The organism is uncultured Nostoc sp. (assembly GCF_937863485.1).
Classification (GTDB): Bacteria; Cyanobacteriota; Cyanobacteriia; order Cyanobacteriales; family Nostocaceae; genus Nostoc.
This window is the reverse complement of record NZ_CALMFY010000118.1, coordinates 25,975-48,050: the sequence shown is the minus strand read 5'-3', so window position 1 is coordinate 48,050 and position 22,076 is coordinate 25,975. Positions and strand designations below refer to the sequence as shown.

Sequence of the window (22,076 nt, the reverse complement as noted above, 5' to 3'; positions counted from 1 at the left end):
TCCAGATTATGACTCTTGATTATTGACCAATGACTATTCGTCAGGTTCAATCGTGCTACTTAAACCGTGACTTATCAATGTTTCGCTATAGAACTCAGCGTGTTCCAAAGCACAAGTAATAACTAAAGCTAGCCCGTTAGTATGGGCTTCCATCATGATGCTAACAGCCTGGGGTTGGGTAAGGCTTGGCACAGTGGCTATTAGTGACTGCACAACATGCTCCATAGAATTGTAGTCATCGTTATGGAGCAAAACGCGATACCGAGGCGCTAGCTTACGGATTGTGGAAGGTTTTTCAATAGTTTCAACTGACACGGCTCTTTGCTCTTTTCTTGTTGATTCACCACTACAAAGTGTCTGTGTAGCGATCGCTTAACAGTTATTTACCTATTCTATAGTATTTCTGTTCAGATACTATGCTAGGAAAACCCTTTACTGCCAAAGATTGGTCGTATTAGCTTTGCGTAGCCACTTGTGAGGCAGATGTCTTAGACATCGTTGCCGTGAGAGTGCTAACCTAATGTTACATAAACTTCCTTAAACGTAGCGCATTTTCACTTTTAAAATTAAGGAAGTTGCAAAATAATCCTTGCCCCTGCCCAAACTGCGTAATGATGGACATTAGCCTAGATTTTCTTCAACCAGGACAAATTGTGTCTTTAGAGTATGGCGACAGGAATCTGTATGCAGAAGTCATTCAATTTATAGTTTCCCGCCAGTTGTGCTGGGTGCGTCCTTTATTGATGGTTACTTTGATTCAAGAATCGCCGCTAATTACCGATTTGCGAGATGCGTCTGACCTGCTTTGGCCTGCCAATTTATTTCGGCCAGCCCTAGACACAGAAGTAATTACCTTCTTGAGCCAAGTTTTAGCAAAAGAACCAAAAACTGAACCTGATTTAGGTGCCAAGCAACAACTCAATCAGTTTATTCACCAACTTTGGCAAGCATATCAATAAGCATTGGTCAAACAGGGCATTAGGTATTAGTTATCCTTCCTTGTCCCCCTTGTCTCCATCAGGCGTAACGGATGCCAGCATCTTTCATCCGTTCTAATTCCTTCTTGCAACCGCTCATCGCTAATAGTTAAAGCAATTCAGAAAAGCCTTCTCCAGATGCACTGTAACCCTTACTTTTATGCACAACAATACCATATTTGTCAAGTAGTAACGTTACAAATTCTGCTAAGGAATATCCTGGGGGAAGAGGTGTCAGACGTAAAGGATAGTTTTCGGAGGCTGAATCGCCCAAGCTAGAGATTGCAGCCCATTAACAATAGTATCACGGCGATTTTGGGAAACCAACATTATGGTTTAGAATTCTGCTTCAGTGGTAGGAGAATAAGCTGCGCTCGCACATCTTGAATTACCTTAAATTACCCCAGAATCAACGTTATTTTTTACCTGTGCCAAGCCTTTAATACCAACAACACAACCAACTCGCCAGCCTGCCATATTGTACGACTTAGACAAACTGTGAAATTTGATCGTTACATCTTTCGCGCCCGGAATTTGCAGCACACTAGTACGCTAGGGCGTAAATAGAGCAACCATTTAAAATCCCTAAAAAGCCTATTCCATAATACTTTTGAATGCATGACTTTTGAATGCATGACTTCCGCCTTGCGGTACTAAGCGGTTTATAGCAAGGCTATTTCATTCTAAAATGTCACGATTTTATGCTTACGGGCTAATTCTCACAAAATGGACATTTTTGAGGGGTAGGTTCGTTAATTATTTAAATAATCAACCTCATAGAAAAATGCAAACAATGATATCGTCCTTCTTATCTGCCCTGCCTTTACTAAAACTTGTTTTATCTATTTTAAAGTTTTATTGCTTCAGTCTTAATCAAATTCACTTGATAAAAGCAAGAAACCTTTATGCCTAAGCAATTAGGAATATCCGAAGCTAGGAACCAACTGAATTCTCCCAGCATCCATCTCTGCCATTAATAATTCTAGAGCTTCGTAATCAACATCGGAAATGTAACCCAGTTCCGTCAGTTCTGAGTTGATTTCATTTTCTATCTCAGGAGTTAGTTTTTTAATGTCAAGAGCTTTTTCTACCAATTTACGAATAGCGTACTTAGTTCTCATAAGTAATAATCCAACTGTATATGATACTAATTATCCCAGAGACATCTCAGTATAAAGAATGATCTAAATACTACTTTATTAGTGATCTAGATCACAATTTAATTAGTTAGATAGATGATAATTCGCTGTGACTATGCCGTATACCATCAGCAACGCTAAAGCGGAAGATTTAACTTACCGTTAAAACTTGGCTAAATTAGCTTGAGTTATATATCAATAGGATTTGATTGCGTGAAAAAATTTAAGTAGATGTAGAGGAGCTAGCCGTCTGGGCGGGTTTCCCGACTTGAGCGGACTAGCGTTGTGTTATCGCCCTTGAGTACGGCACTAAAACCTTCAACAAGTGCCTTACGCTTTGCTAACGTAACGCCAGTTGCTTCACTTGGGGAAACCCCTCTGAGCGCTGGCTCCCCTACGTAAATTTCAAAATCAAATATGAGTCTTATAGACTAAGTAAGTTTTCTCAGCATAGTTACGGATGTATTTCTCTCTTCTAAGGCTGTCTATGTTGATTGTTTTTGAACTGGGATAAAAAAAAAGTATATATAAACACATTTCAAACTGGAATTATGACAATCTTTAAACAGAGATACTAAAGCAATAAAGATTCAGCAAAGAGACCTAAGACGTATGGTCGATGCAACAAAAAAAAGTTTATGTTCAAATAATTCTCAGCTTGACGCTTTAATAACTCTCAATAGGATGTAACTATGCAGGCAGTGCTTCACTATCCCAAGGTCGCAGTTATTAGTCCCCAAGGCTGTTTGAATGCTGCAAACGCCTTGGAATTTGAACGAGATATGACCACAGCGTTGGCACAAAATGGTATTTCCATCTTGGTGGTGGACCTAGCAGCAGTAGAATCGTTAGACAGTGCGGGGTTGATGGCATTGTTATCTACACACAAGCTGGCTCTTAGTTTAGGACGGAGTTTCCGACTTTGCACTGTTGCTCCGTCAATTAAAATTATTTTTGAACTGACGCAACTCGATAGGGTGTTTGAAATATTGGACGGTGAAGCCGAGTTGGCTGCAAGATAACTTTATCTAAAAGCAGAAAAGTTTGCGTCAGGTCTGGACTTTATGTGAAGGAGTTATAAGTTGCAACGATAAACTATGTTATAAAACCTAATTCAATGCTAAGGTTGGGGTTGAGTAGCTGTAATTAAGGTAGCTAGAAGATAGCACAGTGGCTGTTGCAGTTGAAAAATTAATAACATCGGATATTTTAAAACCTGGGCGTTACCTGGGTAATGAGCGTTTAGCAGTACACAAAGCTTGGGATACGACAGCAATACGCTGGGTTTTAACCTACCCAGAAGTCTATGAAGTCGGTGCATCCAATTTAGGGCACATTATCCTATACAACATCTTGAATGCCCAACCGCGTCAATTGTGCGATCGCGCCTACCTCCCAGGACAAGACCTGGCAGCCAAACTACGCGAAACTAATACGCCATTGTTTGCGGTAGAGTCAAAGCGATCGCTCACAGAATTCGACATTTTAGGCTTTAGCCTCAGTTACGAACTGGGTGCAACTAATATCTTAGAAATGTTGGATTTGGCTGGAATTCCCTTGACGTGGCGAGAGAGGCAGGGGAACAGAGGAGAATTTACTAATCTCCAGTCTCCATTTCCGTTGATTTTTGCTGGTGGACAAACAGCGACATCGAATCCTGAGCCTTACGCTGACTTCTTCGACTTTTTCGCCCTTGGAGATGGAGAAGAACTACTGCCAGAAATTGGTTTGGTGTTAGAAGAAGGCAAACAAGCAGGATTGAGTCGGGAACATCTGTTACTGGATTTGGCACAGATACCAGGCGTATATGTCCCTCAGTTTTATGACATGGCAGAGGATGGCTCGGTTCATCCTCGTCGGCCGGACGTGCCAAAACGAATTTTGCGACGGGTTGCAACTCCCATACCAGCATATTCCATTGGATTAGTTCCCTACGTAGAAACGGTGCATGACCGCTTGAGCATTGAGATTCGGCGTGGTTGCACTCGTGGCTGTCGCTTCTGTCAACCAGGAATGCTAACTCGACCAGCACGGGATGTAGAACCCGATAAGGTGGTAGAAGCGATTGAACAGGGGATGCGGGCAACTGGTTACAATGAGTTTTCCCTACTATCTCTGAGTTGTTCTGATTATTTGTCCCTACCAGCAGTAGGGATGGAAATCAAAAATCGCTTAAAAAATGAAAACATTTCTCTGACTCTACCAAGCCAACGGGTAGACAGATTTGATGAGAATATTGCCAACATCCTTGGAGGTACGCGGCAAGGTGGACTGACTTTTGCTCCAGAAGCTGGAACTCAGCGGATGCGAGACATTGTAAATAAGGGTTTGACAAATGAAGAACTGTTGCGGGGGGTGAAAACGGCTTGGGAGCAAGGCTGGGATAAAATCAAGTTGTATTTTATGATTGGCTTACCGGGTGAGACGGATGCTGACGTTTTGGGCATTGCGGAAACAGTAAGCTGGCTACAGCGAGAATGTCGGGGCAAGGGCAGAAAACCTCTAAACTTTAACCTGACGATTTCTAACTTTACGCCCAAGCCCCATACACCATTCCAATGGCACTCAGTTTCTACCGCTGAATTTAAGCGAAAACAAAACCTGCTGCGGCAAGAATTCCGGCGGATAAAGGGAATGAAGGTAAATTTTACCGATGTCCGCATTTCCGCAATGGAAGATTTTGTGGGACGAGGCGATCGCAGTTTGGGCAAAGTAGTGCGCCGTGCCTGGGAATTGGGTGCAGGGATGGATTCCTGGTATGAAAATTTAGATCAGGCTTTTAGCGCTTGGGGAGATGCGATCGCCCAAGCCGGTCTAGATTGGAAATACCGCCAAGTAGAAAATGGCGAATGGAATTTGTTTCCCGCACAAGATCAGAAGAGATCAAAACATGCGGAAAATACCCAATTCCTAACTCCTGTACAAACGCAATTAATCGCGTCTCTCCCAAGTACAGACGCGATTAATCGCGTCTCTACCCACTCCCTCGATACTCCCCTGCCTTGGGATCATATTGATACCGGGATTGACAAAAAGTGGCTCAAAGAAGACTTGCAACGCGCCTTAGAAGCTGCAATTGTACCTGACTGCTCTTTTGAAGGTTGTTCTCACTGTGGCGTCTGTGGCACCGACTTTGGGCATAACGTCGTGATTAAACCACCTGCTATCCCGAAATTCGCTGGCGAGTTTGTCCCCAACACAACTAAGGCACAACGACTGCGAGTTTGGTTTGGGAAACAGGGTAATATGGCTCTGGTAAGCCACCTGGATTTAATCCGTTTGTTTGACCGAGTTGTGCGGCGAGCAGGCTTGCCAATTGCTTTCACCGGTGGGTTTCATCCAATGCCGCGAATTTCTCTAGCAACTGCTTTGGCTCTAGGGGCTACTAGTAGTGGTGAAATTGCGGATTTTGAGTTAACTGTGCCAGTGGCAGTTGATAGTTTTCGAGAACAGTTAGTTCGGGAAATGCCCACAGACATACCTATATATAATGTGGCGCAGATAGATTTAAAAACTCCGGCAGCTACCCAACTGCTAGAGACCGCAGAATATTTAATTACCGTAGCAGCACTTGAAAAAACAACACCTATACAATGGCAAGAATGGATTGATACCATCAAAGCAAAAGACACGCTCTGGTACGAGCATACAACTAAGTCAGGCAAGAGCCAGTTAATAAATCTGCGCGCTCGCTTATTTGAACTGGAATTAGTAGAAAACTACAATTGCATTGCAGAATCTATATCTGTTATCCGTTATCTAGGTAGCTATCGCCAAGATGGTTTTCTATTGCGTCCTGAACAAATCCTGTTTATGCTAGGGATAGTGGCTAGTGGAGAATTTCAACTCCTGCACATCCACCGCAATCGGCTAATTTTAAGGGTATAATCCCTGTAGGGCAGCTTGCTAGTAGTTGTCCTAACATGGCACATCCTCGGAATTGATTTTTAGTAAGGTTGCGTTAGAATGGGGTGAAGAGAAATTTTCTGGCGCTGCATTGAATTAGCTGGTTCATTACCCTGGTGTTCAGGGGGCGAAAGCAAAGATATTAGAGTGCAACTTCTAGGATTTTATCCCAGACAAACTGAGGCAGATTAAAGAATACACACTCTTTCTACAGCTACCTTGTGAATCAGTAACTAACAGCAGGCTCGGTTAGCTTCTCTAAATCCATGCTTTTTAAACAACTACTGAATGTCTAATCCACAGTAGTGCCCAAGAGCCAGTGGTTACTCTTCTAGAGTTGTTCGCCCTTGGCGTTCTCGTAGGGTAAGCAACTGCCGTCGGTTATGCGGATTTGCAGATTTTCACAGACGCGCAAAGCACGGCTTAAGGTAAGGTAGCAGCTGACGTTGCTAAATATAACCCTAAGGATAAATCCGGGGAATGGAAAATAGAAATAGTTTCTTTTTGTTAACGACTTCAGTAGGTTACTCTCAAATGAAGCTTCCTGAGTTAAAAACTCACTCAGGATTCAGAACTTTCAACTCAGAACTCTCTTTATTGAGGGTATTGCATCACAAATCAACCACGGACAGTTGATTTAATTGCTTAAACATGCAGCCGTTCTGGAATAATCCGCCGTGAAAACGCTCTTAAGAGCGCCAATAGCTATTTAACTTAGAACATCAGGTTTACGATTTTTATTACCAGTAGCGCCTTTTGAGGGTTGCAGGGGCAACAAAGGTATAACAAACCTCCAGACCTATTGGTGCTGCCGATTTTTGAGGAAATTGAATGCCAAAACAAATTATCATCGCGGAGCAGCACCAAATTGCTGCTGTCTTTTCTGAAGATCAAATACAGGAACTCGTTGTTGCTACCGGTCATCACCAAATAGGTGATATCTACTTAGGAGTAGTAGAAAATGTATTACCTGGGATAGATGCGGCTTTTGTCAATATTGGTGACCCAGAGCGCAACGGTTTTATTCACGTCACCGACTTAGGACCATTGAAGCTAAAGCGTACCGCTGCGGCAATTACAGAACTACTTACACCACAGCAGAAAGTTTTGGTGCAAGTAATGAAAGAGCCAACAGGGACAAAAGGGCCCAGGCTGACGGGTAATATCACCTTACCTGGACGCTATGTAGTACTAATGCCCTATGGTAGGGGCGTAAATTTATCCCGACGGATAAAAAGTGAAAGTGAACGCAACCGCTTGCGGGCACTGGCAATTTTGGTCAAACCAGCGGGAATGGGTTTGCTCGTGCGTACAGAAGCCGAAGGCAAACCAGAAGAAGCGATTATGGAAGATTTGGAGGTGCTGCAAAAGCAATGGGAGGCTATCCAGCAGGAAGCGCATTCCACCCGGCCTCCAGCACTGCTCAATCGGGACGATGACTTTATCCAGCGCGTATTGCGGGATATGTACGGCGCGGATGTAAATCGGATTGTTGTAGATTCTAGTACTGGTTTAAAGCGTGTAAAGCAGTACTTGCAGAACTGGAGTGGAGGTCAAACACCGCAAGGATTGTTGATTGACCATCATCGCGATCGCTCCCCAATTTTAGAGTACTTCCGGATCAGTGCTGCGATTAGAGAAGCCCTTAAACCGAGAGTAGACCTACCTTCTGGAGGTTACGTCGTTATCGAGCCGACGGAGGCATTAACCGTAATCGATGTTAACTCAGGTTCCTTTACGCGATCGGCAACAGCTAGAGAAACAGTTTTGTGGACAAACTGTGAAGCTGCAACAGAAATTGCTCGCCAGTTGCGTCTGCGGAATATCGCTGGGGTGATCGTTGTTGATTTTATTGATATGGAATCGCGACGTGATCAACTGCAAGTTCTCGAACACTTTAATAAAGCACTCAAAGCAGACAAAGCTCGTCCCCAGATTGCCCAACTCACCGAACTGGGTTTGGTAGAACTGACCCGCAAGCGTCAGGGTCAAAATATTTACGAATTGTTTGGTGAAACTTGTCCCACCTGCGGCGGTTTAGGACATACTGTGCGTCTGCCTGGAGAAATCGAAAACCGATTGCCAATACCAGCAGAAACACCAGAGCGTGAGCGTTTTGTATCCCTGCCTCACAGAGAACCACGTCAGCCATCTGCCCGTATCCCAGAACCACGAGAAACCTATGATGGATTTGGGGAAGCATTTGAGGGTGACTCGGAATTAAGTAACCTAAATCTGATCAATCATCCTAGTTATCAAGAACTTAATGATAATAAGCGTCGTACCCGCACTCGCCGCAGTCGAATTGGCATCAATGGGTTAAACGGGAAAGATGAAGCTCGGGTTATTGCCAATCCACTGGCTTTTGTCAACGAGCCAGACTTAGACCTTGATGTCGAACCAGAACTAGGAATTGCACCAGAGATCCCCTTACCCACCCTTGGTAAACCAGGTTGGAGTGAAAGAGTAGAGCGCACTAAAATTATCAAGGCAGAACCAGTTAAACCAGTGGTAGAACCACCGGAGATTAGAACTGTAGAAATGAGCCTCCCAGAACAAGATATGTTTGCCTTGATGGGAATCTCTCCTTTGGTGAAGTTAGAGCAAGAAGTTAAAAATACCAAGTCTGTGATTATTAATGTGATTCAGCCTGGTCAACTGCCAACGACGCCAACTGAATCAACTTCAGAATCAACTACTGCCCAAAAAGCAACACCTGAAGTAACCGCAAGCAAGATACCGACACCAAAAGTTATTGAGCCAGAACAAAAATCTTTGATAGAAGAGACAACTGAACCATCGGAGTTGACTGCGAACCCAACGGATCGCTTGTCTGCGAAAGCCTCCGCCGCCAACGAGATCGTAGATGAAAGTGATGCGAACAGCGCCGCCACTGCCAGCCGTCGCCGCCGCCGTCGTTCCTCAGCGATCGAGGATAATTAATTTGCTTTATGGTAGAAACGTCGCCAACGCCCTTGGAACAATCCAGTTGGCTAGAGTTTTCTACCTTTTCAGGGATTCCAGGGTTGGTTGCAGGTGTGGATGAAGTCGGGCGAGGTGCTCTATTTGGCCCTGTAGTGGCGGCAGCAGTGATCCTACCAGATCATGCTTTGCCAATACTAATGGCAGCTAAAATTAAAGACAGTAAAAAGTTGTCTAGTTCTCGGAGAACTCAGCTAGCACAGCAAATTTGTAGGCTGGCTATAGACTGGAAAATTGGGTTTGCTTCTACTGCTGAAATTGACAAGATAAATATTTTGCAAGCAACGCTGTTAGCAATGAAGCGGGCTGTGTTGAAGTTAAAGGTACAGCCTGCACTCTGCCTGGTTGATGGCAATCAGTTAATAAAAGACTTCCTATTGCCGCAACAAACAATAGTTAAAGGAGACGAGCGATCGCTCACTATTGCCTCTGCTAGTATTGTCGCTAAGGTTTGGCGTGACGAGTTGGTAATGCGTCTAGCATTAAAATACCCTATGTACAACCTGGAGTGTAACAAGGGTTATGGTAGCCAGCGGCATTTGCTGGCTTTGCAACAATATGGGTCATCGCCTCTACATCGTCAGTCTTTTCGTCCTTGCCAAATCAAAGTACCGAGTGTTGAGTGATTAAATCATTACTCAGCATTCAGGATTGGCAATTCAGTACTGTCACCGTCAAGTCCTCTATCTTTGGTTTGTGATATCACCCAGTAGCGATAATCCGCCAAAAGTTGATTTAATAACCGTTGCTTGACCGATAACAGCACGCTTTTGAGCAAACCATTGCCAGTAGCTTCTAAAATCGGCTTAGGAGTGAAGGAAAATGGCGGTGGCAAATCTACCAGCACTTCTAAATCAGCTCTTCCTTGCAGGCGAGTGCCAGTGCTAAACTCTTTGGGAGATAAATACCCTTTTAAATTGAGAGTAAAGCGCTGGTTAATATACTCGAAACCCAGGATTTCACAGCCTAGCGATCGCAAATAAATTATTCCATTTGATTCTGCCCAGACTCTCATGTCTACAGTTGGTTGAATACTTAATGACATAAAAGTTAGCGGACGCATTTTCAAGCGAAATACTTCCTCAGAAAGCTGCTCAATGCGGGTGTTGTCAGCCAAAGCCTTAACTAAACGTTGAGGCTGACGCAAGTAGTGCTGAATGGGAATAGGCTGCTCTGGAACAGCGATTTCAACCGATTGGGAGGCAGTAAACCGGGTAGCCATGAGCGGATAAAAATATCTGTTTCTTAATTTTAATATTTTTTAATAAATTAGTTCTGATTATTATAAAAATACAAAATTTATTGAGCGTAAAAATGATTGTTGCTTATCAGCTATACATTATTAGCAAAAAGTTGCTACGCTCATTACTATCTTTAGTTCAAGAAATATAGATTAGGATTAGCCCTTTCAAGCTGACTCCTAAAATCTATTTTTTTCTCTGACACCTCTGTGTCTAGAGCAAGTTAAAAGTAATTTATTTAACTCTTGATACGCAGAAAACACAGAGTTAAGAGATTAAAGAGGAATTTTTTAACCAAAATTTTTACTCAGCTTGAAAGGGCTAATATTAGGATTTAATGATTGACACAAAATCAATAATATGCATTGCTATTTGGTCAGAAACCAATATAATTGCTTTTAAATCTTCAGAGGAATTTAGCAAAAAACTCTCAGGAAATTTATCTGCTAGAAGGCTGATTTCCATAACTTATTTTCCTGAATACATATTTAGGTCTATTCGTTCAGTGCGTAAATTTTAGAGATAACAGTGTTCACTAAGAGTAAATATTGGATATATTTGCCAAACCCAAAATATCATAATCTCTGTTTACACATTAAACTCACAACTCAAGGCTAAAGGCATGACTTTATTGATCGCACATTTAGGGCCTCCCGGCACTTACGCAGAACAGGCATCTGTTCTTTATGTCAACTGGTTGAGCAAAAGTACGGGAATTGAAGCTACGTTATGCCCCTATCCCACCATCTCGCAGTCACTGCACGCCGTTGCTAACTCTCAAGCCCAGTTGGCTGTTGTGCCAGTGGAAAATTCTATTGAAGGGAGTGTTACCACAACACTGGATACACTATGGCAGTTGGACAGTTTGCAAATTCAGTTGGCTTTGGTATTACCGATTGCCCATATGTTAATTTCTTGCGCGTCTAGCTTAGATAGGATTAAAACTGTTTACTCTCACCCACAAGCTTTGGCACAATGCCAGGGATGGTTAGAGCGGTTTCTTCCGACTGTACAAATTATTCCCAGCAATTCCACAAGCGAAGCGCTACAGGGATTGGAGCAAGAGACAACAACGGCAGCGATCGCCTCTAGTAGAGCAGCTCAACTCTACAACCTGCCCATACTTGCCAGTAACATCAACGACTATCCAGAAAACTTTACTCGTTTTTGGGTAGTAAGTCAGGGTGAAGCGGACGCTGGATATCAGGCATCAACAACACCTGCCAGTCACACATCGCTGGCTTTTAGTATGCCTGCCAACACACCCGGAGCATTGGTCAAACCTTTGCAAATTTTTGCTCAGTTAGGGATTAACCTCAGCCGGATTGAATCTCGTCCGACGAAGCGATCGCTAGGCGAATACTTGTTTTTCATGGATCTAGAAGCGGATGCCAAAGAAGCACAAATGCAATCTGCTTTAGCAGAATTAACTATCCACACAGAGATTTTAAAAATTCTTGGCGCTTACAATGTTTTGCCGATCAGCGCTCTTTAATCATTTGTCATTTGCCACAAGTTTTGACTGAGGATTACTCATCACTTTTCATTAAATGTGTCTTTGAGAACAGCGCGAGCTGCCAAGTGATTCCGAGTAGAGGTTAAAATTTCTGCTTCCCGCTCTAAACGAGTTGCAGTATCTTGCATTTCTAGCAATAACTGCTGCTCTGCGGCGACACCATAAAGGTTGCCGGCTACCCAATAAGATAACTCTGTTGGTAGGTCAGGCAAATCTTCTGGCAGTTCGATATTTTGTTCGGTTAATTTGGCTGATAGACGCACAACATCTCGCAGTAGTTGTTCTACTTCAGTTGACAAAGGACGCAAATCTTTAATTGGTGGTTGGTCTTCAATCCACTCAACTAAGCCAACGCGGTATGGCTTTTCACGAACATACTCTAATACACGAAATCTTTGCTGCCCTAAAGTCAACATCTTGATTCGGTCATCTGGTAGCCGTTGATGATGAACGATTTCCGCACAGCAACCAGTGTTTGCAATTGTACCTTTGACTGGATCAACCATTAAAACACCGAACCTGCGATCGCTTTCCAAAATCGTGTTCATCATGATTCGGTAGCGAAATTCAAAGATGTGCAGAGGCAATGGTCTGGTAGGAAACAGAACTACTTCAGGTAACGGGAACAGAGGTAGTTCGCGAACTGCAATTTTAGAAGATGATGTCATTGTTACCTTGGTATAAACTTAATCTTTAAAATTTATTTTTCTCTGCTTTTCCCGTTCTTTGTCTACATTCTATCATTTGTTTCCTAGCTAAATAAAAGCCCTGAGATATATTTCTTCAGGGCTATGTAAATATTCATACTAATATCATTTGTCTGAGTACTAATGACTAATGACTAATTAAAGTTTGACTTCGATATCTACACCCGATGGTAGATCCAATTTCATCAGGGCATCAATAGTCTTAGAAGAGGGCTGGTAAATGTCAATAATCCGGCGATGAGTACGGGTTTCAAAGTGTTCTCGTGAATCTTTATCTACGTGAGGCGATCGCAGCACACAATAGATCCGGCGTTTTGTTGGTAAAGGAATTGGGCCTATGGCTGTAGCATTGGTGCGGTTAGCTGTGTCTACAATCTTCTCGCAAGATGTATCCAATAAGCGTCGGTCAAAAGCCTGTAAGCGAATTCTAATCTTCTGCTGCTGTAGAGTTGCCATCTTTAATTGTCCAGGTTCTGCGTAATTAGGGGATGTAGTTGCAGGGTAAAGGTTACAGAAAACTATCACCTGTCGTCTGTAACCTATTACCTTATTTATAAGAGGGAAGAGAAAAGAGCAGAGAGGCATTATACCATCTCTGCTCCTTTGTTATGAGCGAAAAGGTGCTACTTCAGAATTTTGGAGACGACACCAGCACCGATGGTGCGCCCACCTTCGCGGATAGCGAAGCGCATTCCTTGTTCAATAGCGATCGCGTTGATCAATTCTACTGTCACCTTAATGCGATCGCCTGGCATCACCATTTCCACCTCAGTGCCATCATCAGCAGTGAAGGCTCTAATCGTGCCGGTTACATCCGTTGTCCGCACGTAGAACTGGGGACGGTAGCCAGCAAAAAATGGAGTCTTGCGACCACCTTCTTTTTCAGTTAGGACGTACACTTCACCTTCAAATTGAAGGTGAGGTTTAATTGAACCTGGTTTGGCGATGACCATACCTCGTTCAATATCAGCCTTTTGGATACCCCGGAGTAGTACGCCGGCGTTATCTCCAGCCATCCCTTGGTCAAGACTCTTCTTGAACATTTCAATACCAGTTACGGTAGTGGCACGAGTATCTCTAATACCCACTAGTTCAACGTTATCGCCGACTTTGACAATACCCCGCTCAATCCGACCGGTGGCGACAGTACCACGACCTGTGATGGAGAATACGTCTTCTACAGCCATCAGGAAGGGTTTATCCACATCCCGCTCAGGGGTGGGAATAAAAGAATCTACAGCATCCATCAATTCGTAGATTTTGTCTACCCATTCATTTTCACCCCGTTTGGTCTTGGGATTCTTGGTCATTGCTTCAAGAGCTTGCAGACCAGATCCTTTGATAATCGGGATATCATCGCCAGGGAAATCGTAGCTGGTAAGCAATTCTCTCAGTTCTAGTTCCACTAGTTCTAAGAGTTCTGGGTCATCCATCAAGTCTTCCTTATTCAAGAAGACGACCAGACTGGGAACGCCTACCTGTTTTGCCAACAGGATGTGTTCGCGGGTTTGAGGCATAGGACCATCGGTAGCAGCAACTACGAGGATGCCACCATCCATCTGAGCAGCGCCGGTGATCATGTTCTTCACATAGTCAGCGTGTCCAGGGCAGTCTACGTGAGCATAGTGCCGATTAGCAGTTTCATACTCAACGTGGGCGGTATTGATGGTAATACCGCGTGCCTTTTCTTCTGGCGCGTTATCGATTTGATCGTAGCCTTTAGCTACAGCCTGACCAAGAGCTGCCAAGGTCAGGGTGATGGCTGCTGTTAACGTGGTTTTACCGTGGTCAACGTGGCCAATGGTACCGATATTGATGTGGGGTTTATTCCTTTCAAACTTTGCGCGTGCCATGAATGCTCATTTCCTTATTTTAACTAAGCGTTCCCTTTGCTTTTAGCAATGATAGTTTCAGCTACGCTGCGAGGCACCTCTTCGTAGTGGCTGAACTCCATCGTGAAGATACCCCGACCTTGCGTCTTCGACCGGATATCAGTGGCGTAGCCAAACATGGTCGCCAGTGGAACTTTGGATGCGACCTTAGCAAGTCCCTGTTCAGTGCTTTGGCTTTCAATCTGCCCTCGGCGGGAGATCAAGTCGCCAATGACGTTCCCGATATAGTCTTCAGGAACTTCAACCTCAACTTTCATCATAGGCTCTAACAGGACGGGTGAAGCTTTCAGCACAGCCTCTTTCATCGCCATTGAGCCAGCGATTTTGAAAGCCATTTCCGAAGAGTCTACATCGTGGTATGACCCATCAGTTAGCGTCGCTTTGACGTCAATCAACGGATATCCAGCCAGGACACCAGATTCGCAGCTTTCTTTCATTCCTTGTTCTGCGGGGCCAATATACTCTTTCGGTACTGTACCACCAACAATTTTGGAGACGAATTCAAAGCCAGTACCAGGTTCTCCTGGTTCCAAATCGATCACAACGTGACCGTATTGACCTTTACCACCACTTTGACGGATGAACTTGCCTTCCACTTTGGAGACACGTTTCCGAATCGTTTCGCGGTAAGCTACTTGTGGCGCACCGACATTCGCTTCCACTTTGAATTCTCGTAACATCCGGTCTACTAGAATTTCTAGGTGGAGTTCTCCCATCCCTGCGATCACGGTTTGGTTTGTTTCCGGATCGACGTGGACACGGAAGGTGGGGTCTTCTTCTGAGAGAGATTGCAGAGCCTTGGACAGTTTGTCCATATCATTCTTGGTTTTGGGTTCAACCGCCACCGAGATCACAGGCTCAGGAATGAATAAGGATTCCAGGATTACTGGCGATCCTTCATCACAGATTGTGTCACCTGTCAAGGTGTCTTTCAATCCAAGAGCTGCTCCCAAATCACCCGCTCGCAGTTCATCGACATCTTGCCGATCATCTGCCTTCATTAGAACTAAGCGGGAAATTCGTTCTTTTTTATTCTTACTAGCGTTGAGGACGTAGCTGCCCTTTTTCAGAACACCAGAATAAACGCGAACAAATGTGAGGCGACCGTAAGGGTCAGCCATAATCTTGAATGCCAGAGCCGCTAGGGGTTCGCTGTCATCAGCCCGCCGCTCAACAGTATCGCCATTCGCCAGTAAGCCTTGAATTGGAGGCACTTCACTTGGTGCTGGCAGGTAATCTACAACAGCATCCAGCATCAACTGCACGCCTTTGTTTTTGAATGCTGAACCGCAAAGTACTGGCACAATTGTCCCGGCAATTGTTCCTTTACGCAGGGCAGTCCGAACTTCCTGTTCTGTAAGTTCTTCGCCATCGAAGTACTTAGTCATCAGAGCATCATCGGTTTCTGCCGCCGCTTCTATTAGCTTGGTGCGGTATTCTTCTACCTGCGCTTGCAATTCTTCTGGGATATCGGTTTCCTGGATATCGGTTCCTTGGTCATTGGCGTAAATATACGCACGTTGCCGTACTAGGTCAACGATACCTTGGAAGTCGTTTTCACTACCGATTGGTAGTTGAATGGCGATCGCATTCGCCCGCAGGCGATCGCGGATTTGCTCGTGAACTTTATAAAAGTTCGCTCCAGTCCGATCCATCTTGTTGATAAAGGCTATCCGAGGAACTTTGTAGCGTTCTGCTTGACGCCACACTGTCTCGGACTGCGGTTGCACGCCGCCCACAGAACAAAATACTGCGATTACACCATCCAACACGCGCATGGAACGCTCAACTTCAATTGTGAAGTCTACGTGACCCGGAGTATCGATAATGTTAATTTGATGATCTTTCCAACTGGTACTGATAGCAGCCGCAGTAATGGTAATTCCCCGCTCCCGCTCCTGCTCCATCCAGTCTGTGACGGCAGTTCCTTCATGAACTTCGCCAATTTTATGAATTATCCCAGAGTAAAATAATATTCTCTCTGTTGTTGTTGTTTTGCCCGCATCTATATGCGCCGCAATACCAATGTTGCGTACTTTCTCTAGCGGGATCGTGCGTGCCACAGCTACCTCCTATAGTTTTTGCCTCATGATATCTTGTATATTACTCTTTGTTAAGATTCTATACTTTTAGGGAAAACCGTCTTTTTTTTGTAAATCCACGATATAACGCTTCGGTAAGGCGATATATCGCTTTTCTACTTAGTAACGATAGTGTGCAAATGCCTTGTTAGCTTCCGCCATCCGGTGCGTTTCTTCTCGTTTCCGAATCGCATTTCCAGTTTCGTTGGCAGCATCCATTAACTCATTTGCCAGTTTGCTTGCCATTGTCCGGCCTGGTCTAGACCGGGAATATTGCACTAACCAACGCAGCGCTAGGGTAGTGCCCCGTTCTGAACGCACTTCCATTGGTACTTGGTAGGTTGCTCCGCCAACTCGCCGAGCTTTTACTTCTACTAAAGGCGTGGCATTTCGCACTGCTCTTTCAAAGGTTTCCAAGGCAGCGCTACCAGTGCGTTCCTCAATAGTTTTCAATGCTTCATAAACAATCCGTGCAGCAAGTGATTTCTTGCCATGACGCATGATCCGCCTGATAATCATGCTCACAAGGCGACTGTTATATACGGAGTCAGACGGAACTGGGCGCCTTTGAATAACACCACGACGAGACATACTTCACCTTTAATTCGGAATTGGCAACGAAATTATATGCTATCAGACACCGGAAACTAAAAGCGGTGCAACCCAACCCTCAGACTTCCTCATTTTTTTCGACAGTTGCAGCGAGGTTGACCTCTCTACTGCCAATTTTTGATTTTTGATTTTTGATTTTGGATTAAAAGTTTTCGCTATATGTTCCGATCCCAAGGGTCGGAACAAATCAAAAATCAAGAGTCTGTAAGCCTTATCCCCTTGTGGGTTCGACCAATCCAAAATCGCAAATCGCAAATCTAAAATTGTTTGACCTCCTACCTGCAACTAAATACTCAAGGCGACAAGATTGTAAACCTTAATGTCCAGATGAGAATTATGCTGTCAGTTACAGCCTTCTCCTCAGAACTTCTACACTTGCTCGCTTAGTGTAGGTGTAGCTTGCTTGATTTTTTTAAACAGACTTTACCAGCCTTCATAACTGCTGTTAGAACACAGACCCTGATAGTTTTTTTGTCCTTCAGCGCTTCTAAGCTAGACGATTAATCGTGTTGGATGCGATTAATCGCCTAATTTTATTTTTTCGCTTCTTTGGGACGCTTGGTTCCATACTTGGAACGGCCTTGCTTGCGGTCTTTGACTCCGGCTGTATCTAGGGTGCCACGGATAATGTGGTATCTCACGCCTGGTAAGTCCTTAACCCGACCGCCACGAATCATCACAACTGAGTGTTCTTGTAAGTTGTGACCAATGCCTGGAATGTAAGCTGTAACTTCAAATCCAGAGGTAAGTCTTACTCTTGCTACTTTGCGTAGAGCTGAGTTAGGCTTTTTTGGTGTAGTCGTGTATACCCTGGTACAAACTCCCCGACGTTGGGGACATTGCTTCAGAGCCGGGGACTTGGTTTTCTGACGCGCTTGTTCGCGCTCATTACGTATTAGCTGCTGTATTGTTGGCATGAGTTACAGCGCGTAAAGCTGCTTATATGTCTAAGTTTTAACAAATCCTGATTATATCGTTTTTTCCGGTTTTATGTCAATTGTGATTTTTCCTTTGTTATTGGCAAATGATCACTAATTAACGACTATGAACAATTCGTGATTACGTTCTGGATAGGGATTTAGACCTCAACCATAACTTTTTCAACCTTCGATCCAAGTCTCAGACTCTGACCCATTCTTTAATTACGCTAGCGAGTCCGCGAACGCAAAAGGTTTCCTAGAAAGCGTCATTACAAATTACGAATTAGTAATTATTTGTTAACTAGTTATGGAGAAGGAATTGCCACAGCCACAGGTAGCGATCGCCTGAGGGTTGTGGAAGCGAAAACCACCACCCATTAAGTCTTCTGAATAATCCACCCTCAAACCGTTGAGGTAATTTAAGCTTGCTTTATCTATGACCACTTGAATCTCATCCAAGTCGAAAACCTGGTCGCCAACTTTTATTGCTTCATTGAAGGACATATCATAAAAAAACCCGGAACAACCACCTGGTTTTACTGCCAATCGAAACAAGACATTTGGCTGCTGCTTGGACTTTATTCGCCCAATCTCACTCACGGCGGCTTGACTCAGATGAATCATGGAACTCGTTTTTTGCAATAGAATATCCCATCTTCATTTTATAGATGGGTTGGGCCTGGCTTCTGTAAAATTCCAAATTACCGAAGGCATGAGCGCGATCGCTATTACTACATTTATAGCACAACATGCTTCAGTCCCCACCTTAACTAGGTAGGGACATCTGGGGTGTAGTAGCTACCAAAGACGGTTTGCCCAAAAATCTATTCAGTTTTGGAATTAGAGCTTTAATAACATTCTTTTGATTTTAATCCTTAGTACGGGCATAGTCATCTTGGTAGCGAATAATGTCATCCTCTCCCAAATATTCGCCATTTTGCACTTCAATCAACACCAAGGGGATCACGCCAGGGTTCTCTAAACGATGAGATGTACATTGGGGTACATAAGTTGACTCATTATTGCTCAGTAGTACTTCTAGCTCACCGCAAGTTACCCTAGCTGTACCAGATACGACAATCCAGTGTTCGCTGCGGTGGTGGTGCATTTGTAGACTGAGGCGGTGTCCGGGTTTAACTTCGATGCGCTTGATTTTGTATCCGCGCCCTTCTTCTAAAACTGTAAAAGCACCCCAAGGACGTAACTCAGTTGCAGCAACGCCTCTAGAAGTGATAGTTGAAGGTAGGTGTAGAGTGTCAGTCTGTGTAGTTTCTTGATATCGAGCCATAGTTACCTCATTTGAAGACATAACAAACCGTCGGTACTCTTAACTATTGATAAAAAATCTGGCGCTATGTTGCAACGTTGGAAATCAGCAATTTTGTCGCACCTTGATAAACATAGCAAAGTCAGATGTAATGGTGTAAATCATCACTACTAAAACTCTTGTATCTACACCAAGTCTTCATCAAGCAAAATGATAGCTTGTTCTAAACTTTAAAAAAAGGATGGGACATTGGTGATTAAGAGATTTCACTTCCCTATTCCCTACTCCCTGATGATCGTGGTTTCAGGAAAATACCAATTCCATTATGAACACGAGCAGCAGTACTAGGCGATCGGTCGAGTAGTTGCCCTCCTAAGTAAAGGCTGGTTGAACTACCACCGTCTAAATTTAGGGCATCAACACAGCCCATCAGTTGCATCAGTTGGGCATGTTCTGCCAAATTAGGGCCATAACCGCCTGCACGATTATGCACGGCAGTAATCATTAGTGTGCCTGTTGCCGTTGTGCAAATACCGCTACGAATAGCCTTTTCGGCAATAAAGGCATTGCTGAATTTTTCGGCTTTGGCATCAAGGACAATTTGACGATTTTGGACTAATAGCGGCCCGGCTCCGATAATGTGGGGATAACGACTAAAATCAGTGGGAGTAGTGGCGCTGGAAATAGTTACTCCGGTTCCAATAGGTAACTGTGAGGCAGCAGTAACAGCGTTGGCGCGTAAGATTAGTATGTAGCCATCCTGAGGAATCGGAACCGCCGTCTCACCAACTTTGCCGCCTGGTAACTGTTGAATAATTTGGTCTTTCTGTACCACTAGGATAATTTCGTTATCTGTCAAGGGCGTGTAAGTTGATCCCCAAGCTGGGGTGTAACGAGCAATACCGCTCTGGACGTAGCCGCTGTTGAGAAACAGAATTGGTAAGCGCTGGTCACTTGCAGTGATTAAAGTTTCTTCCAAGGTGAGACGACCGAAGTAAAATTGGCCAGAATCATTCCAAGCGATCGCACCTCGGTTAAGAATGGGGCCTGATAACCACTGACCATCCCGACGAATCGCACCCAATGGCAATCTGTTATTGCGGTTAAAATAACCACCATTAATTCCAGCTACTGCTAAGTAACGTTGTGCTGTTTGAATTAAGGGAGCAGTACCCGCAAGCCCATCAGGACTAGCCCACATAGGTTTCAGTGTTAGCCCAAATTTACGAGGATTAACTTCTAACCAGACCACCGGAAAGCGTTCTGTGCCTAAGTTTACATAATGCTGTCGCCAGCGCAATCCTGGGGCCCAAGTAATATCTCGTTCTTCTAAAGGATCGGGTCGAATATCGATAATCAGGCGATTGGGGCTACCGACAGTACTAACTTGAGGCGATAAACCAAAGGGAACGCTCAGAGAAATAATGGTTTGGTTTTTCACCACCTCCACTTGTTGAATCAGTGGTTCAGGGGCTGGTGTTGGTGTAGCTGGTGATAATTGTTTGAGCAGGTTTGGCAGTAATATTGCTGGTGCTGGTGGCTGCGGGGTATAGCGTTCTATCAAAACGGGATCGGCTATTCCATCCAGGGTAACTGTCCACTCTCGATTTGGCGGTACAGTGGATTTGGGGATTAATGTGTCTGGATCAGAAGATGGAGGTTGAATTTTTTTAACAGTTGACCCTTGTGTAACTTGCCAGGGAGTTGGACGATCTAAATCGACAAGAAGGCGAACTTGTTGCAAAGGATTTACACTCGTGTCTGAAGATTGCTGACTCTGAACAATATTTGTCACTTGCGCCTTTGGAGTCGCAATCACCAAAATGTTACCATTGGCTTGGATTTGCCATCCAGATGTTTGAGCAAAATTAGTAATATCCAAATAGCGATATGCTCCTAGTAGCTTGGTGGCTAAAACTAGTGGCGTTGTCACCGACGAAAACCACTGTACTGGTTGCCCACCTGAATTACTAGTGTTTAAGAAATTAACTCCAATTAATTGCCTGAATGCCCCGTCACTGAGATGAGTTATGATCTGACCAGATTTTCCAGGTCGCTGCAACCAAGTTCCTGGTAAAGTACGACCATTGAGGGAAATTTGATTACCAGAGGATGCTACACCTGTTAAAGGGGGTGCAGGTGACTGTGAGATTAACCTGCGGATTAATTTGATGGTTTTCGGGGACTCCTGGGCGTTGGTAGCACAGGTAGTAGTTAAGCACAGTACTGTTAAAAGTATTGGTGAGACAGTAGCCCGGAAAAATCTGCGTTCGCCCTTGGCGTTGGCGGAGCCATCGCTAATCCCTGATTGCCAACAATTCGGCATTTTTACCATAATTTACTAGGTACTTTTGAAAACTCTCACCCAAGGTATAAACTAACTAATTATTTGGAACTATAAAAAAACATGATTTTATTTTTTAAAAAACATGGTATTCTATATATTGGCTAGTTATCTCTTTTAGACAAAAAACAATTTAGACGCCAAAGCCACTGCAATCAAGTGTTTTAACTAGCACTAATTATAACCACACTATACACGGTAGTCTTGGTTATCAAAACTGGATTAAGATATTCAATCCTCACTGAACGTTGCTAGTGTTGCTAGTTCAGTAAGGTCAAGTTAATAGTAAGATATGTGGCAACTGGTAAGCAGCAAAACTCCAGACAACAACAAAAATATTTGGGAATTGTCAAATGGATATATATTGTTGTAATACGCTGATTTTATTGCCGGATCAGGATGAGTTTGGCTTTCAAACATAGGACAGCGTTCAGTTTTATTTTTGTTTCAGGTGAGCCGAAATAGGCTCTGTGAGTAGCTACCGTGCATCGG

General features: G+C 44.0%; 18 protein-coding genes and 1 pseudogene. 6 read left to right on the top strand and 13 right to left on the bottom strand.

What is annotated here, in order from left to right; all coding sequences use genetic code 11:
- Positions 1-33: 33 nt before the first annotated feature.
- Positions 34-315, bottom strand: a complete 282-nt coding sequence (clpS, locus tag Q0541_RS15905; protein WP_298911701.1) for an ATP-dependent Clp protease adapter ClpS — start codon at positions 313-315, stop codon at positions 34-36.
- A gap of 299 nt (positions 316-614) precedes the next feature.
- Between clpS and Q0541_RS15900 the strand changes: the two genes are divergently transcribed.
- On the top strand, positions 615-959 hold the full coding sequence (locus tag Q0541_RS15900; protein WP_298911719.1) for a hypothetical protein: 345 nt from the start codon (positions 615-617) through the stop codon (positions 957-959).
- Between the two features lie 58 nt (positions 960-1,017).
- Here the strand turns inward: Q0541_RS15900 and Q0541_RS34475 are convergent.
- Together Q0541_RS34475 and Q0541_RS15890 are read right to left on the bottom strand one after the other, a co-directional pair.
- Positions 1,018-1,526, bottom strand: a pseudogene (locus Q0541_RS34475) (aminotransferase class I/II-fold pyridoxal phosphate-dependent enzyme); the annotation flags it as partial.
- A gap of 368 nt (positions 1,527-1,894) precedes the next feature.
- Entirely contained in the window at positions 1,895-2,098 is a 204-nt protein-coding gene (locus Q0541_RS15890) for a hypothetical protein (protein ID WP_273763802.1), read from the bottom strand.
- Positions 2,099-2,808: 710 nt separating this feature from the next.
- Between Q0541_RS15890 and Q0541_RS15885 the strand changes: the two genes are divergently transcribed.
- The 4 genes from Q0541_RS15885 to Q0541_RS15870 all read left to right on the top strand — a co-directional run bounded on the left by Q0541_RS15885 (position 2,809) and on the right by Q0541_RS15870 (position 9,630).
- A complete protein-coding gene (locus tag Q0541_RS15885) occupies positions 2,809-3,138 on the top strand; it encodes an STAS domain-containing protein (protein WP_298911697.1) in 330 nt (109 codons plus the stop codon).
- A gap of 148 nt (positions 3,139-3,286) precedes the next feature.
- Positions 3,287-6,004 (top strand): TIGR03960 family B12-binding radical SAM protein, encoded by a 2,718-nt coding sequence (locus tag Q0541_RS15880; RefSeq protein WP_298911695.1) that lies wholly within the window; start codon positions 3,287-3,289, stop codon positions 6,002-6,004.
- Positions 6,005-6,853: 849 nt separating this feature from the next.
- Positions 6,854-8,965 carry an Rne/Rng family ribonuclease gene (locus Q0541_RS15875; protein WP_298911693.1) on the top strand — a complete coding sequence of 704 codons (2,112 nt, stop codon included), beginning with the start codon at positions 6,854-6,856 and terminating at the stop codon, positions 8,963-8,965.
- Between the two features lie 8 nt (positions 8,966-8,973).
- Positions 8,974-9,630: a ribonuclease HII gene (locus Q0541_RS15870; RefSeq protein WP_298911691.1), complete on the top strand. Its 657-nt coding sequence runs from the start codon at positions 8,974-8,976 to the stop codon at positions 9,628-9,630.
- Positions 9,631-9,638: 8 nt separating this feature from the next.
- Here Q0541_RS15870 and Q0541_RS15865 read toward each other — a convergent pair whose 3' ends face one another.
- Positions 9,639-10,226 carry a DUF1997 domain-containing protein gene (locus Q0541_RS15865; protein ID WP_298911689.1) on the bottom strand — a complete coding sequence of 196 codons (588 nt, stop codon included), beginning with the start codon at positions 10,224-10,226 and terminating at the stop codon, positions 9,639-9,641.
- Between the two features lie 641 nt (positions 10,227-10,867).
- On the opposite strand from Q0541_RS15865, the gene pheA reads away from it, so the two are divergent.
- Positions 10,868-11,740: a prephenate dehydratase gene (gene pheA, locus Q0541_RS15860; protein WP_298911687.1), complete on the top strand. Its 873-nt coding sequence runs from the start codon at positions 10,868-10,870 to the stop codon at positions 11,738-11,740.
- A 41-nt stretch (positions 11,741-11,781) separates the two neighbouring features.
- Here the strand turns inward: pheA and Q0541_RS15855 are convergent, their stop codons facing one another.
- The 9 genes from Q0541_RS15855 to Q0541_RS15815 all read right to left on the bottom strand — a co-directional run bounded on the left by Q0541_RS15855 (position 11,782) and on the right by Q0541_RS15815 (position 21,566).
- On the bottom strand, positions 11,782-12,429 hold the full coding sequence (locus Q0541_RS15855; RefSeq protein WP_298911685.1) for an LON peptidase substrate-binding domain-containing protein: 648 nt from the start codon (positions 12,427-12,429) through the stop codon (positions 11,782-11,784).
- A gap of 177 nt (positions 12,430-12,606) precedes the next feature.
- On the bottom strand, positions 12,607-12,924 hold the full coding sequence (gene rpsJ, locus Q0541_RS15850) for a 30S ribosomal protein S10 (protein ID WP_008232935.1): 318 nt from the start codon (positions 12,922-12,924) through the stop codon (positions 12,607-12,609).
- A 167-nt stretch (positions 12,925-13,091) separates the two neighbouring features.
- Entirely contained in the window at positions 13,092-14,321 is a 1,230-nt protein-coding gene (gene tuf, locus Q0541_RS15845; RefSeq protein ID WP_298911644.1) for an elongation factor Tu, read from the bottom strand.
- A gap of 23 nt (positions 14,322-14,344) precedes the next feature.
- The gene (fusA, locus tag Q0541_RS15840) at positions 14,345-16,423 is read right to left on the bottom strand and encodes an elongation factor G (protein ID WP_273763822.1); all 2,079 of its coding nucleotides are present in this window, start codon (positions 16,421-16,423) and stop codon (positions 14,345-14,347) included.
- 138 nt (positions 16,424-16,561) lie between these two features.
- Positions 16,562-17,032: a 30S ribosomal protein S7 gene (gene rpsG, locus Q0541_RS15835; RefSeq protein ID WP_273763823.1), complete on the bottom strand. Its 471-nt coding sequence runs from the start codon at positions 17,030-17,032 to the stop codon at positions 16,562-16,564.
- 554 nt (positions 17,033-17,586) lie between these two features.
- Complete coding sequence (gene rpsL / locus Q0541_RS15830; protein ID WP_012410236.1) at positions 17,587-17,970, bottom strand: 30S ribosomal protein S12; 384 nt, start codon at positions 17,968-17,970, stop codon at positions 17,587-17,589.
- 300 nt (positions 17,971-18,270) lie between these two features.
- Positions 18,271-18,597 carry an iron-sulfur cluster assembly accessory protein gene (locus tag Q0541_RS15825; RefSeq protein WP_298911643.1) on the bottom strand — a complete coding sequence of 109 codons (327 nt, stop codon included), beginning with the start codon at positions 18,595-18,597 and terminating at the stop codon, positions 18,271-18,273.
- A gap of 244 nt (positions 18,598-18,841) precedes the next feature.
- The gene (locus Q0541_RS15820; RefSeq protein ID WP_273763827.1) at positions 18,842-19,261 is read right to left on the bottom strand and encodes a cupin domain-containing protein; all 420 of its coding nucleotides are present in this window, start codon (positions 19,259-19,261) and stop codon (positions 18,842-18,844) included.
- Positions 19,262-19,514: 253 nt separating this feature from the next.
- A complete protein-coding gene (locus Q0541_RS15815; protein ID WP_298911642.1) occupies positions 19,515-21,566 on the bottom strand; it encodes a phosphodiester glycosidase family protein in 2,052 nt (683 codons plus the stop codon).
- Positions 21,567-22,076 lie beyond the last annotated feature (510 nt).